The sequence below is a fragment of the Leptotrichia massiliensis genome, assembly GCF_900104625.1.
Lineage (GTDB): Bacteria > Fusobacteriota > Fusobacteriia > Fusobacteriales > Leptotrichiaceae > Leptotrichia > Leptotrichia massiliensis.
The window spans coordinates 23,217-36,199 of record NZ_FNVZ01000002.1 but is presented as its reverse complement, the minus strand read 5'-3'; the positions used below and the strand labels follow the sequence as shown (position 1 = coordinate 36,199).

General features: G+C 29.1%; 14 protein-coding genes. 8 read left to right on the top strand and 6 right to left on the bottom strand.

The annotated features are described in order from the left end of the window. Positions 1 to 25 precede the first annotated feature (25 nt). The 5 genes from rplQ to BQ5344_RS00485 all read left to right on the top strand — a co-directional run bounded on the left by rplQ (position 26) and on the right by BQ5344_RS00485 (position 5,095). Positions 26 to 400, top strand: coding sequence for a 50S ribosomal protein L17 (gene rplQ, locus BQ5344_RS00505; RefSeq protein WP_006805846.1), 375 nt, complete (start codon positions 26 to 28; stop codon positions 398 to 400). Positions 401 to 619: 219 nt separating this feature from the next. Continuing rightward, a complete protein-coding gene (locus tag BQ5344_RS00500) occupies positions 620 to 2,218 on the top strand; it encodes a subtype B tannase (RefSeq protein ID WP_071123737.1) in 1,599 nt (532 codons plus the stop codon). 1 nt (position 2,219) lies between these two features. Continuing rightward, positions 2,220 to 3,935: a sensor histidine kinase gene (locus tag BQ5344_RS00495; RefSeq protein ID WP_071123736.1), complete on the top strand. Its 1,716-nt coding sequence runs from the start codon at positions 2,220 to 2,222 to the stop codon at positions 3,933 to 3,935. Between the two features lie 206 nt (positions 3,936 to 4,141). Next, complete coding sequence (locus BQ5344_RS00490; RefSeq protein ID WP_021768409.1) at positions 4,142 to 4,558, top strand: Fur family transcriptional regulator; 417 nt, start codon at positions 4,142 to 4,144, stop codon at positions 4,556 to 4,558. A 39-nt stretch (positions 4,559 to 4,597) separates the two neighbouring features. Continuing rightward, positions 4,598 to 5,095, top strand: coding sequence for a ferritin (locus BQ5344_RS00485; RefSeq protein ID WP_021768408.1), 498 nt, complete (start codon positions 4,598 to 4,600; stop codon positions 5,093 to 5,095). A 203-nt stretch (positions 5,096 to 5,298) separates the two neighbouring features. Here BQ5344_RS00485 and nadR read toward each other — a convergent pair whose 3' ends face one another. From nadR to BQ5344_RS00455, 6 genes are all read right to left on the bottom strand, one after another. Beyond that, complete coding sequence (gene nadR / locus BQ5344_RS00480; RefSeq protein WP_071123735.1) at positions 5,299 to 6,411, bottom strand: multifunctional transcriptional regulator/nicotinamide-nucleotide adenylyltransferase/ribosylnicotinamide kinase NadR; 1,113 nt, start codon at positions 6,409 to 6,411, stop codon at positions 5,299 to 5,301. 263 nt (positions 6,412 to 6,674) lie between these two features. Further along, positions 6,675 to 7,085, bottom strand: coding sequence for a transcription antitermination factor NusB (nusB, locus tag BQ5344_RS00475; RefSeq protein WP_021768406.1), 411 nt, complete (start codon positions 7,083 to 7,085; stop codon positions 6,675 to 6,677). Next, positions 7,085 to 7,735 carry an alkaline shock response membrane anchor protein AmaP gene (gene amaP, locus BQ5344_RS00470; protein WP_071123734.1) on the bottom strand — a complete coding sequence of 217 codons (651 nt, stop codon included), beginning with the start codon at positions 7,733 to 7,735 and terminating at the stop codon, positions 7,085 to 7,087. Before amaP ends, nusB begins: the two co-directional genes overlap by 1 nt. A 163-nt stretch (positions 7,736 to 7,898) precedes the next feature. Beyond that, positions 7,899 to 8,294, bottom strand: a complete 396-nt coding sequence (locus tag BQ5344_RS00465; RefSeq protein ID WP_071123733.1) for an Asp23/Gls24 family envelope stress response protein — start codon at positions 8,292 to 8,294, stop codon at positions 7,899 to 7,901. A gap of 93 nt (positions 8,295 to 8,387) precedes the next feature. After that, positions 8,388 to 9,743: an acetyl-CoA carboxylase biotin carboxylase subunit gene (gene accC / locus BQ5344_RS00460; protein WP_071123732.1), complete on the bottom strand. Its 1,356-nt coding sequence runs from the start codon at positions 9,741 to 9,743 to the stop codon at positions 8,388 to 8,390. Between the two features lie 126 nt (positions 9,744 to 9,869). Continuing rightward, positions 9,870 to 10,271 carry an acetyl-CoA carboxylase biotin carboxyl carrier protein gene (locus tag BQ5344_RS00455; protein ID WP_021768402.1) on the bottom strand — a complete coding sequence of 134 codons (402 nt, stop codon included), beginning with the start codon at positions 10,269 to 10,271 and terminating at the stop codon, positions 9,870 to 9,872. 350 nt (positions 10,272 to 10,621) lie between these two features. On the opposite strand from BQ5344_RS00455, the gene coaE reads away from it, so the two are divergent. The 3 genes from coaE (at position 10,622) to yihA (ending at position 12,967) form a co-directional block, all read left to right on the top strand. Then, positions 10,622 to 11,230 (top strand): dephospho-CoA kinase, encoded by a 609-nt coding sequence (gene coaE, locus BQ5344_RS00450; RefSeq protein ID WP_071123731.1) that lies wholly within the window; start codon positions 10,622 to 10,624, stop codon positions 11,228 to 11,230. Positions 11,231 to 11,552: 322 nt separating this feature from the next. Beyond that, positions 11,553 to 12,350 (top strand): LCP family protein, encoded by a 798-nt coding sequence (locus tag BQ5344_RS00445; protein WP_071123730.1) that lies wholly within the window; start codon positions 11,553 to 11,555, stop codon positions 12,348 to 12,350. Between the two features lie 26 nt (positions 12,351 to 12,376). Next, positions 12,377 to 12,967 (top strand): ribosome biogenesis GTP-binding protein YihA/YsxC, encoded by a 591-nt coding sequence (gene yihA / locus BQ5344_RS00440; protein ID WP_071123729.1) that lies wholly within the window; start codon positions 12,377 to 12,379, stop codon positions 12,965 to 12,967. The last annotated feature ends 16 nt before the right edge of the window (positions 12,968 to 12,983 follow it).

The window sequence follows — 12,983 nt, the reverse complement described above, 5'->3', positions numbered from 1 at the left end:
ATAAAATCTTAAACGAGGAGGGAAAATGAATCATAATAAATCATATAGAAAACTAGGTAGAAGAACTGATCATAGATTAGCTATGCTTAAAAATATGACAATTTCTTTAGTAGAACATGAGCAACTTGAAACAACAGTAACTCGTGCTAAAGAATTAAGAAAGTTTGCTGAAAAAGCAATTACTTTAGGGAAAAAATATAATAATTCGACTGATGCGGCAAGAAGAGTGCATTTGAGAAGACAAGCTTTTGCATTTTTAAGAAATGAAGGAGCAGTTGCAAAAATCTTTAATGAAATTGCACCTAAATATGCTGAAAGAAATGGTGGTTATACAAGAATCATCAAAACTGCTGTTAGACGTGGAGATTCAGCTGAATTGGCAATTATTGAATTAGTATAATGATTATAATAGTTAAAAGGCATAGGTTTTATACTTATGTCCTTTTTTATTTTTTATTTATAGTACACTAAAAAAATTGAAAAGATATTTTATTTATTTTCTGGTAAAGAGTTAAGATACTTTATTAAATAGGATTTATAATAAATCTATATACTCTAATGGGAAATATTATAAGGTTTTTGTTAAAAAATAAAATGTAGTAAAATAAAAGGAGAATTTATGAGAAAAAAATTAATTATCTTAAGTTTATTGGTTTCCGCTTTTTCAATGGCTGCTGATAATAAAAAAGGATTAGTAGATTCTAGTAAAAATCATAAAAATGTTGAAGTAAATAAGAATGAAGATAAAAAGCCACAAATGGGAGCACCTATGAATAAAAAAGTAATAACCGAAGATATGATAACAAATAAAACAGAAAATGGTTATAATTTAAATTTTGATGTAAATAAGAATTATACGGCGAAAACAGCGACTGTTAATGGGAAAACGGTTACTTATCGTGCTTATGAAAATATAGTTTATGTTGCAAAACCAGTTGATATTGCTTATCAGACTATAAATATTTATATTCCAGAAGAATATTTTAAAAATAGGTCAGTTGGAAAATACAATGCAAAAAGTGCACCAATATTTTTCCCAAATACAGTAGGAGGATATATGCCTGGAGCGGCTGGAGTGCCTGGAAATGCAAGAGATGGAAAACCTGATGCTTCATTAGTTGCATTATTAAATGGATATGTTGTGGCAAGTCCTGGAGCTAGAGGTAGAACTTTGGAAAAAGATGGGAAGTATACTGGAAAGGCACCTGCTGTAATTGTAGATTTGAAGGCAGCTGTGAGATATTTGCGATATAATGATACTAGAATGCCAGGAAGAGCGGATAGAATTATTTCCAATGGGACAAGTGCTGGAGGAGCTGTTTCGGCTTTACTTGGTGCAGCTGGGAATAGTAGAGATTATGAACCGTATCTAAAGGAAATTGGTGCATTGAATGTAAGAGATGATATTTACGCTGTGTCAGCTTATTGTCCAATAACTAACTTGGATAATGCGAATACAGCTTACGAATGGATGTTTAACGATGTAAAAACATATAAAAAGATAGAGATTTCAATGTTAGACTACAATGTGGAAAGAACATATACTGAGGGTACGTTGACTGATGATGAAATTTTACGTTCAAATGATTTGAAGAAAATGTTTCCTACCTATTTAAACAGTCTAAAATTAAAATGTAAAAATGGGAAACTTTTAACATTGGATGAAAATGGAAATGGAAGTTTTAAGGAGCAGATTAAGCAATATTACATTGATTCTGCAAATGTCGCTTTGAAGAAAGGGACTGATTTATCGGAATTTGAATTTTTGACAATAAAAAATGGGAAAGTTGTAGATTTAGATTATGATAAATATGTGGCTTATATGGGTAGACAAAAAACACCTGGAGCGTTTGACAATGTGGATTTATCAACTGGAGAAAACAATGAGTTTGGAGACGAAACTACGAACAATAAGCATTTTACGGAATACATGTTGGAACACTCGACAGTAAATGGAACTATGGCTGATAAAAAAATCATAAAAATGATGAATCCAATGAACTACATTGCAAATTCGAAAGTAAAATACTGGAGAATAAGACATGGTGCGGTTGACAAGGATACTTCACTTGCAATACCTGCGATACTTGCTATAAAACTCGAAAATCTTGGGAAAAAAGTTGATTTTGCATCGCCTTGGGCAACTCCACATTCTGGAGATTATGATTTAGATGAGTTATTTAGCTGGATGGATAAGGTTGTAGCAGAAGGAAGATAGTGTGAAAATAAAAGGCATAAAATTTAAAAATAAAATATTCATAAAATTACTTTCATATTTTGGATTGTCGCTTTTGTTATTTTCCATTGTGATTGGGAGCATTTTTGGATATATTTATATTCAAAATACTGTTAGTTTACATAAGAAAGATTTGGTTGAAAGAGCTTATAAGATTTCAACAACTCTTTCAAAAATGTGGTTTGAAGACGGAAATGAGAATCTTGAGAATAAAGACAGGAAACCCCCATCAAAGGAAACTTCTTCTGAAAAGCCAGTTAGGAGAGAAAAACCTAAAATTGTAGGAAATATAAATGGAAAAGCATTTGAAAACAATGTTATTGAAAATATACGGAAAAATGAAACTGAAAAAAGTCCAGAAGAAAAAAATTCTAAAAAATTACTAGATGAAAAACATTTTCATAGACATAGAATTGTGGATGAGAAGGACAATAATGTCAAAATATTTAGAAGTATGCGAATGATTGAGGACATTGCGATGGGAGAAGTCTGGATAGTGGATGCAAAAACAGGAAATATTGTGCAGGGAAGAAATGAGAAGGGACAACCGTTTTCATATCTGAAATTACCTCCAAATGCAGAAGAAACTATTAAAAAAGCTATTTCTGGAGAAACAACTACGACAGAAAATTTTAATGATTACTTAAATGAAAATTCAATAACAGTAGCAGTTCCAATAAAAAATGGTGAAACAATTGAAGGAGTCGTGCTCCTTCATTCTCCAGTAAAATATATGTCTTCAGCATTAAAAAGCGGTATTTATACTCTTATTTTCAGTATCTTGGCGGCTCTAATCCTTGCAAGTATAAGTGCGGTCTGGCTTTCCATAAGCTTTACAAAGCCACTTAATAAAATTCGTGATACAACAACAGAATTGGCAAAGGGAAATTATGAAGTAACAACACAGATAAAACAGAGCGATGAAATTGGGGAACTTGCAAAAAGTATTGATAAACTGGCACTTCAACTAGATAAAAGCTCAAAAGAAAGTGAACGTTTTGAAAAAATGCGGCAAAATTTTATTGCAAATATTTCTCACGAACTGCGAACGCCGATTACAGTGATTCGTGGTTCAATAGAAGCCATTTGCGATGGAGTTATAAGTAATCCTGAGCAGCTAAAGGATTATAATGAACAGATTTTATCAGATAGTATTCATCTGCAAAGGCTGGTTAATGATTTGATAGATTTGACGAAACTTCAAAATACAGATTTTTCCATTGATAAAAGTACAATAAATTTATTTGAAATTATAAATGACGCTGTGAGAAGCATGAAACAGATTTCAACTAAAAAAGGTGTGAAAATAAATTTTTCTGCTGAAAATGCAATTGAAGAAGACAGGTATCTTTTTGTTGGTGATTATCAGCGGATTCGGCAAATGATAATAATTGTTCTGGATAACGCAATAAAATTTTCTAATGAAAATCAGAAAGTTGATATTTTGTTAAAAAAAGAGAATAAAAAGTACGAGCTTAAAATATGTGACAGTGGAAGAGGTATTGATCCTGAAAATATTGGAGAAATTTTTAACCGTTATCATAAGTCAAATACTGAGGAAAATAAAAATGGAATGGGATTGGGACTTGCAATTGCAAAAGAAATAGCTTTACGGCATAATATTGAAATTTTTGTAAAAAGTGTGCCTAATATTAAAACCGTATTCACATTTTTAATTCCACTAAATGACTCGCAGTAACTGAGATTTTTAAAATTATTGTTATTTTATTTTAATTATAAAAAAGTTTTAAGTATCTTGAAATACTGTAAAAAATAACTTTGAGAATAAAAATAAATAAATGTATTGACAAAATATAGAAAAGAGTATAAAATTATAATGGATACAAAGGAAAGGTAAATATAATTAATTAAATAAAAAATGATATAAATAATTTAGGAGGGAATATGCATATAGAAAACGTTGGCGACTATTTAAAGAAAAATGGAATAAAACCTTCAGTACAAAGAATGAAAATATTTCAATATCTGCTGGATCATCATACACATCCAACAGTCGACGATATTTTTCAGAATTTATCTCCTGAAATGCCTACTTTATCAAAAACTACAGTGTATAACACATTAAATATATTTGTCAGTAATAACATTATTCAAGAAATTATTATTGAAGAAAACGAAGTGAGATACGATGTAGTGACAGAGGATCATGGACATTTCAAATGTAAAAATTGTGGAGAAATAATAGATTTTGACGTAAATTTATCAAAATTTGATTTATCAAAATTGGGTAATGTGGAAATTGATGAAATACATTTCTACATAAAAGGTACTTGCGAAAAATGTTTAGAAAAGAAAAATTAGAAATAAATTATTAAAACAAAAAATAGAAATGGAGAAAATATGAAATTAAATAAAGAATTAGAAATTTTATTAAATAATCAAATAAATATGGAATTAGCAGCGGCTTATCAGTATCAAGCTATGGCTGCATATTTTGACGAAAGAGCATTAGAAGGTTTTGCAAACTGGATGGGAAATCAAGCAAAAGAGGAAATAGAACATTCAAAAAAATTTTATGAGTATGTATTAAAAAGAAATGGAAAAATTGAATTTTTGGGATTAGATAAACCTAAAATGGATTTTACATCAGTGAAGGAAGTTTTTGAAGCAGCACTTGCTCACGAAGAATCTGTTACAGCTGCAATTGAAAATATTCACAAACTTGCTAGAGAATTGGGAGATTACGGAGCAGAAGTATTTTTAAATGAGTTTGCTGAAGAGCAGGAAGAAGAAGAGGAACAAGCTCAAAAAATAATTGACAAGATTGTTTCACTTGATGTTGATAATAACAGTGCTACGTTATATTTATTAGACAAGGAAATGGGGACAAGAGAATAATTAGATGTATAATTTGTTAAATTATATAATTATAAAGTGGTTTTTCAAAAATGGCTAAGTATGCACGATTTAAGGAGGGCACGATAAAAGTATTTAGCTATTTTTTCAAAAATCTAAAATTCTAAATTTACAATTTAATAAATAAAAAATAAAAAAACCTATGTACTAAGAATTAAAATAAATTTTAGTAATAGGTTATTTTTTTATATAAAAGTGTCTGCTATTTCTTGAAGCTGTGAATTATCAGCACCATCTAAATATGCTTTTATAATGTGTTTACAAGCTAAATATCTTTTTTCGTAGCTGCTTGATTTTACTGTAATATATTGAATATTGTATTCTTTATACAAATCCTTCAATAAATTCTGGAATTTTTGACGTCTGTCATTATCACCAATTGAACGAAGTCCATCATTTACCCAAGCAACATTATTTTCAAGTAAAATCGTCAAGTCAAATCTGTAATTTTGGACAAATTCACGAACTATTGGATTGTCCCGTTTTTCATAAGTCAAACAAAAAGCTAGAGTAGCTATATAATCTGTATCAATTAATGCAAATTTATTCGCATTTCTAGCAGCGTACAAAACATTTGACTGATGTCCAAAAACGATTTTTTCATAGTCAGAATATTGTAATGATTCTTCGTCTCCACCTAATTTTTCAAAAACATATTCACGTCCATATTCCCAAGCGGAAGTTGTATTAAAAACGTTTGCAAGTTTGTCTATCATTACACTTTTTCCACTGCTTTCCCCTCCACAAATTGTAATAATGGGAATTAAATGCTCCCTTACTTCACGTGGTAAAAATTCCCAGTATTTACTTGGATTTTCACGTATTTGCTTTGAGTTTACGTTGTATTCAATATAATTTTTGTCAATTGATTTAGTTTCAGATCCAAAATGCTTTAGATTGTATTCCTTGTCCCCATCTCTATTGCTTATGAAAATTACATCATTTTGCCAGTCTATTTTCTCTTTATTTTGCAGCTTTTCTCTTTTCTCAATTTCATTTTTTAAAGCTGTTGCCCATTCCTGCCAGTTGTCACCTTGCTGGGAATAGTTATTTTCATCCAGTAAAAAGGATGAGACATTAGGTTGGTTTTTAAAAGTCTGCTTTACAAAACGTAATCTGTCCTTTGGTGTAATTTCCTTTACAAAACGGGAATTAGAAGTAAGTAAATCATCGGCATCATCAGAATATGAGATCACAACGTATAATCTGTCTACAATCCCACTGGCTCTTTGAATAAAGTTTACATGTCCGATGTGAAGAGGGAAAAATTTTCCTATAATTATTCCTATTTTTTTCATTGTGTTATTTCCTTTTCTAGTTTAATTTTATAGTATGTTCAAATTTTTTAAATACTAAGTTTACAAAATTTAAAATTATAGTCAATCTACTTAAAAATTGAAGTAAAATATGTAAAAAGTAATCTATTGGCTATAGTTATAGATACTGTTACCTTTTACTGTAATTTTAAACTAGAATTGCTATATACAAAAAAACTTCCATATATAAATACAGAAGTTTTTTGCTTATTATTTGTTTTGCTTGAAATATTCTTACATTATTTTTATTTTTCGTCTTTAATATTTTGTACTAATTTTGCAAGAATTCCGTTTAAAAAGTCTTTGGTATCATTGTAGGAATATTTTTTTGCAATTTCAAGAACTTCATTAATCGCTATTTCATATCCTATATCTTTTATAGTAATTTCATAAAAAGATATTTTTAACAAAACTTTTTCTATTGTTCCCAAACGCTCATAAGTCCAACCGTCTAGCACTTCCCGTATTTTTTCAATTAGAATATTCTGATTTTCAATTATTTCTGTGACATAACTTCTTAAAAAGTCAATTTCTTCATCTTTTTTAAAATTTTCTTCATTAATTACATCATTTATTCTTTTATCAATATTGTTGTCAATTAATTCATATTCAAAAAGAAGTTTAAATATTTCTTCTCTAATTCCTCTTCGTGTCATTAATTTTCCTTTCCAGATGGGGAAGTTTCATTTTGTGCCTCATTTTCGTTTTTTAAATTTGTGTTTTCGTTATTATTATTTTCTTCCTTTTGAACAGCTGGAGAATCAATGATTTTTTTCTCAATGATTGTTTCACCTAAAACTTTTTTCAATTTTACTTTACTTTTTTTCACGGTAATCCCAGTTGCTTGAAAAATATAGTCAGATAATTTATTTTGAATATCTATTAATTTTTCATTGAGATTATCGACGTTGTAAGTGTCCACAGTGGCCTCTATAATGACTGCTTTTCCACTTGGATATGATTTCACTTTTGAGTTTTTTATAATTTCCAATCCACTTAAAAAGTCTTTTGATGTTTCATTTATTGTTTTTATGGAAACTTCAAGTTCTCCATTTTTATTTTTAACTTTTCTATTCTGAGAATATTTTGTAAGTTTGTTAATGTAAGAAAGTAAAAATATGACTAAATAAATAATTGATAGTATTCCAACTAAAATTTTAAAATTTAAACTATTTAAATCAATAAAATTATCAAGCTGTCCTAAATAATCAGTCTTAAACAGCATATCTGATATACTTGAAAACGCGATTCCAATAAATCCGAGTATAACAGATAATTTTGCCAAAAATCCTAATATTGCAATCATTAATATATACTGTCAAAAATATACCATATTTTTTATTAATGTTAGAATTAATATTAAAAATAGTATGTTTTGGGCAGTCTCTCCTTTCTTTTAGAGTTTACCCAAACTCTGAATAATTTATTTTAGATAAGTTTTACAGAGTTTGAGTATATTATGATTTTTATTATTCTTCAATTTCTGCTGTTTCTGCTACAGCTGTTTGAACAACTTCTTTCTTGTCTTCTTTGACAATTTTTTGAATATAAACATTAACTTCTTGAACTTTTAGTCCTGTCATTTCAGTAATTGCTTTTACTACCTTTGTTTGGATTTCTCCAGCTAATGCAGGTAATTTGTGTCCCATTTTTGCTACAATGTATAAATCTAGTGTACATTCAGTTTCTCCAACTTCTACTTCAATACCTTTACCACCTGAAGATACATTTTGGAAAAATTTAACAATTTCATTTTTAGAAGTTCCACCAACAAGGCTGTTTACTCCCTCGATTTCTGATACTACTGATTCTGCAATTGTTGCTACTACTTCCTGTGATATATTTACATTTCCTAATTCGTTCATTTTAATTCCTCCTAATTTTTGTTTTTATCAAATATTTAATAATCTGATTTTAATTGATTTATAAAATTATTACTTGTTTACTAACAAAGTTAATTATTTGCCAAGTGCTTCCTTAAAGTGTGTTTCAATAAAATTTGTATAGATAGTTCCCTTTTTGAAGTCTTGATTATCAAGTACTTTTAAGTGAAATGGTATAGTTGTGTCAACACCTTCTATAATAAATTCCTTTAAAGCACGTTTCATTCTTGCAATAGCTTCTTCTCTGTTTTTACCTTTTACGATAAGTTTTGCTATCATTGAATCGTAGTAAGGTGGGATTTCGTAATTTTGATAAGAATGTGAGTCGACTCTTACTCCAATTCCTCCAGATGGAATATATGTTTCCAGTATTCCAGATGAAGGTAAAAATCCATTTTCAGAATCTTCCGCATTAATTCTACATTCTATTACATGTCCATTGATATTTATATCTTTTTGAGAAATACTTAATTTTTCTCCTGCAGCTACTCTTATTTGTTCTTTTATTAAGTCAACCCCAGTAATTTCTTCACTTACTGTATGTTCTACTTGAATTCTGGTATTCATTTCCATAAAATAGAAATTCATATTTTTATCAACGAGAAATTCCAATGTTCCAACACTATCGTAACCAATACCTTTAGCTAATTTTGCTGCAAATTTACCCATTTTTTCACGTGTTTTGGAATCAATTCCTGCTGATGGGGATTCTTCTATTAATTTTTGGTGTCGTCTTTGAATAGAGCAATCTCTTTCTCCTAAATGAACGACATTTCCAAATTTATCCCCAACAACTTGTATTTCAACATGTCTTGGTTCTTCCACATATTTTTCAATGTAGACATCTGGATTTCCAAATGCAGCCTTTGCTTCATTTTGTGCAGCAGTGTAATTTTCCACTAGTTCTTTTTCGTTGTGGGCGATTCTCATTCCTTTACCACCACCACCAGCAGTGGCTTTTATCATAACGGGATAAGTTATCCATTGTGCAACTTTTTTTGCCTCTTCTACATTTGGCACAATTCCATCAGAACCTTTTGTTATAGGAACTTTATGCTTGATAGCTGTTTCCCTTGCTGTTGCTTTATCTCCCATCATATTGATTAATTCAGGTTTTGGTCCAATAAAGACAATTTCGTTTTTGTCACATATTTCAGCAAATCTTTGATTTTCTGCTAAAAAACCATATCCAGGGTGAATGGCTTCACTTCCTGTTATTTGTGCTGCTGAAATAATATTAGGTATTTTTAAGTATGAATCTGCACTACTTGCAGTTCCAATACAAATAGCTTCATCAGCCAGCTTTACGTGAAGTGATTCCTTGTCAGCTTCTGAATAAACTGCAACAGTTGCTATTCCTAATTCTCTTGCTGCTCTGATTATTCTAACAGCAATTTCTCCTCTGTTTGCTATTAATATTTTTTTGAACATTAATATTCTATCCTCCTAAAAGATTTTCTGTTATATATTACAATCACTTTTCCAAAAACGGACTTCAAAAATTAAATCTGATTATTTTTAATTATAAAGTCTGTATTTTAGAAGAAAAACTATAATTTACACTTCAATTTTAAATAATTCTTTTGCAAAATCCACAGCTGAACCGTCTGCAACAAGAATTTCTGTTAAAATACCATTTACAGTTGATTTTACCTCATTATCAATTCCCATTGTATTAACTTTAGCAAGAATTTGCCCTTTTTTTACCACTGTTCCTGTTTTTGAGCTTAATAACTTTATTTTTCCAACATTACCTGATGTAATAATTTCCTCTACTGGTAATGCAGGTTTTGGAGTTTCTTTTTCTTCTTTTTTTGATGTTGATCCTTGATTGTTTACAGTATTTAATGTTTCAGAATTTGTTAATGTAAGCTTTACTTTTCCGTATCTTACTTTAATTTCTGCTAGATCTTCTTTTTTTAGAACTTGCATCAATTCTTGAATATCCTTAAGTTCCATATTTCCTCCTCGTTTTATAAATCAAATCTTTGCATTATTATAAAAACTTTGTATATGTAATTTTATCATATTGCAAGCATTTTTTCAATTTTTTCTTTTTTTAAGTCTTACCTTTATTATACCATATTTTCTTGTAAAATTTTATTATTTCTCTAAAATTTTTCAATTTTTGTCCTCAAACAAGCAAATTAATACAAGAAATAAATTTTAAACTATAAAATAAAAATTGTTGCAAATAAATGAAAAAAGGTATAAAATACATTATATTTTAAAATTTTATAATAATAAATTTGTAAAAATAAAATAGTTAAAAAAAATTTTATTGTGGAAAGGAAGCGTAAAGGAGAAAAATGGTTATTGGACTTACAGGTGGAATTGGAACTGGAAAAAGTACAGTTAGCCAGATTTTGCAAAGAAAAGGGTATAAAGTTATTGATCTGGACGTAATTTCTCATGAAGTTATTAAATTTCCTAAGGTTGTGGAAAAAATTGTGGAAAACTTTGGAAGAGAAATTTTAGAAAGTGATGATTTTGGAAAATACAATATTTCACGTGAAAAGTTAGGGAAAATTATTTTTGGAAATAAGGAAAAAAGGCTTATTTTAAATTCAATTATGCATCCAGAAATTTTACGTGCTATGCGGAAGGAAATTTTAGAATATAAAAAAGAAAGCAAGATAGTTTTTGTGGAAATTCAGCTTCTTTTTGAAGTCCAGTGGGAAAAGGAATTTGATTATATTTTGTTAGTCAGTGCAGAAAAAAGTACGCAAGTGCAACGTATTTTAGACAGGGACAGACGTAGTGAAGAAGAGGCTTTAAATATTATAAATTCACAGATGTCTTTGGATGAAAAGAAGAAACGAAGTGATTACGTTATTGAGAATGACGGAAATATTCAGGATTTAGAAAGAAAAATTGATGAATTTTTGAAAAAAGTAGTAAAAATGAACTTTGAATAACTTATACTAAACACCATTTAAAAAATAGCAATAAAATTCTATAATAATTAATTTGATAGCCTTGTTAGAAAATCAAATCTAATTTTTAAGTATCCATATAAGGGATTTTATAATTACATAGGTTATAAACAGTACAATCTTGTAAAAAAAGGCTTTAATTCCATGAATTTTCTGATTTTTACTATTTAAATGGGAAATAGTATTAAAAGATAAAATTTATTAGGTTAAAAAGTTATAAAGTCAAATATAGGCTTTAAATAATTTACTTTATGTTATTTAAAATATGTTAATTGAAAAAGTGTAAAAATTAAGAGGTGAAAAAATGAAAAAAGTATTTATAATACTAGGAATATTTTTAGTAGTACTTATAGGGTGGCTTTCTGTGCCATTTAACATTCTTATAATAGGAGTAGATGCGTATGCTAATCAGCCAACAGAAGGTTCTCGAAGCGATGGTCTGGTTGTTATAAGGGTTGTTCCTTATTTGGCACAGATAAAAATGATTTCGATTCCACGTGATACGTACGCTGAAATTCCTTGTGAAAATTATAAGCAGGATAAAATTACGCATTCGCATCATTTTGGAGGCGTGCAATGTACCATTGACGCTGTGGAAAGTTTTCTTGATACAAAAATTAATTATCATGTAAGGTTTAGATTTGAAGATGTTATGAACTTGACAAATTTAATTGATGGAGTGGATGTTGTTTCAAATCATACCTTTAATCAGGACTATTTTGGTCAGGAAGTATTTCACTTTAATCAAGGAGAAGTCTATAATTTGAGAGGGAGAATGGCACTTGCCTATACAAGACATAGAAAAAGTGACACAACTACCAAGCGAGAAGAGCGTCAAAGACAAGTTATTCAAGGAATTGCCAAAAAAATAGCTGCACCATCTGGCTGGAAATATATTCCAGAAGTTTACGGATATGCAAAAGAAAAGATGGATATTGCAGTAAATCCAATTAGAGGATTGTCAGTATTTCCAGCATTTCTGCTAAATAAAAAAATTAAGCAGTATGAAATTAATGGAGATGGAAGAATGATTAATGGAGTTTGGTATTTTATTCCAGAAGAAACTTCATTGGAAAATGCGAAGGATGAGTTTAAAAATTAGAAAATTTAAGAAAGAATAGGTGAAATATGGAAATAAACAAGTCAGAGTTTGTGAAATCAGCAGTTGTGGAAAAAGATTATCCGGAATTTAATAATACTGTGGAATTTTCTTTTATCGGAAGATCAAATGTAGGAAAATCTTCACTTATAAATTCACTCACAAAAAGAAAAAATCTGGCAAGAACAAGTAAAACGCCGGGAAGGACTCAGTTAATCAATTATTTTTTGATAAATGATAAAATTCATTTTGTGGATTTGCCAGGATATGGATTTGCTAAAGTTCCTGAGGCTGTGAAAAGGAATTGGGGAAAAACGATAGAAAGTTATCTTGTGTCAAAACGTGAAAAAGTAGTATTTTTATTGCTTGATTTGCGTAGAGTTCCGTCAAATGAGGATATGGAAATGTTAAAATGGCTGGAGCATTTTGAAATTGAATATTATATAATCTTTACAAAGGCTGATAAATTGTCAAATAATGAAAAATTTAAGCAGTTAAAGGAGATTAGGAAAAAACTTGTATTTAAAAATGAAGATGTATTTTTTTATTCTTCATTAAAAAATACTGGAAGAAAAGAATTGCTTGATTTCATAGAAGAACGGATTAACGAAAAAAAATAATAAATTAAAGAATATA

Excerpts from the sequence above, each read along its gene's own strand:
- BQ5344_RS00445 (WP_071123730.1), top strand. The coding sequence starts at position 11,553 with ATGAAAAAAGTATTTATAATACTAGGAATATTTTTAGTAGTACTTATA.
- BQ5344_RS00500 (WP_071123737.1), top strand. The coding sequence starts at position 620 with ATGAGAAAAAAATTAATTATCTTAAGTTTATTGGTTTCCGCTTTTTCA.
- accC (WP_071123732.1), bottom strand. The coding sequence starts at position 9,743 with ATGTTCAAAAAAATATTAATAGCAAACAGAGGAGAAATTGCTGTTAGA.
- rplQ (WP_006805846.1), top strand. The coding sequence starts at position 26 with ATGAATCATAATAAATCATATAGAAAACTAGGTAGAAGAACTGATCAT.
- coaE (WP_071123731.1), top strand. The coding sequence starts at position 10,622 with ATGGTTATTGGACTTACAGGTGGAATTGGAACTGGAAAAAGTACAGTT.
- BQ5344_RS00455 (WP_021768402.1), bottom strand. The coding sequence starts at position 10,271 with ATGGAACTTAAGGATATTCAAGAATTGATGCAAGTTCTAAAAAAAGAA.
- nadR (WP_071123735.1), bottom strand. The coding sequence starts at position 6,411 with ATGAAAAAAATAGGAATAATTATAGGAAAATTTTTCCCTCTTCACATC.
- amaP (WP_071123734.1), bottom strand. The coding sequence starts at position 7,735 with ATGATTGCAATATTAGGATTTTTGGCAAAATTATCTGTTATACTCGGA.
- BQ5344_RS00465 (WP_071123733.1), bottom strand. The coding sequence starts at position 8,294 with ATGAACGAATTAGGAAATGTAAATATATCACAGGAAGTAGTAGCAACA.
- yihA (WP_071123729.1), top strand. The coding sequence starts at position 12,377 with ATGGAAATAAACAAGTCAGAGTTTGTGAAATCAGCAGTTGTGGAAAAA.
- BQ5344_RS00490 (WP_021768409.1), top strand. The coding sequence starts at position 4,142 with ATGCATATAGAAAACGTTGGCGACTATTTAAAGAAAAATGGAATAAAA.
- nusB (WP_021768406.1), bottom strand. The coding sequence starts at position 7,085 with ATGACACGAAGAGGAATTAGAGAAGAAATATTTAAACTTCTTTTTGAA.
- BQ5344_RS00485 (WP_021768408.1), top strand. The coding sequence starts at position 4,598 with ATGAAATTAAATAAAGAATTAGAAATTTTATTAAATAATCAAATAAAT.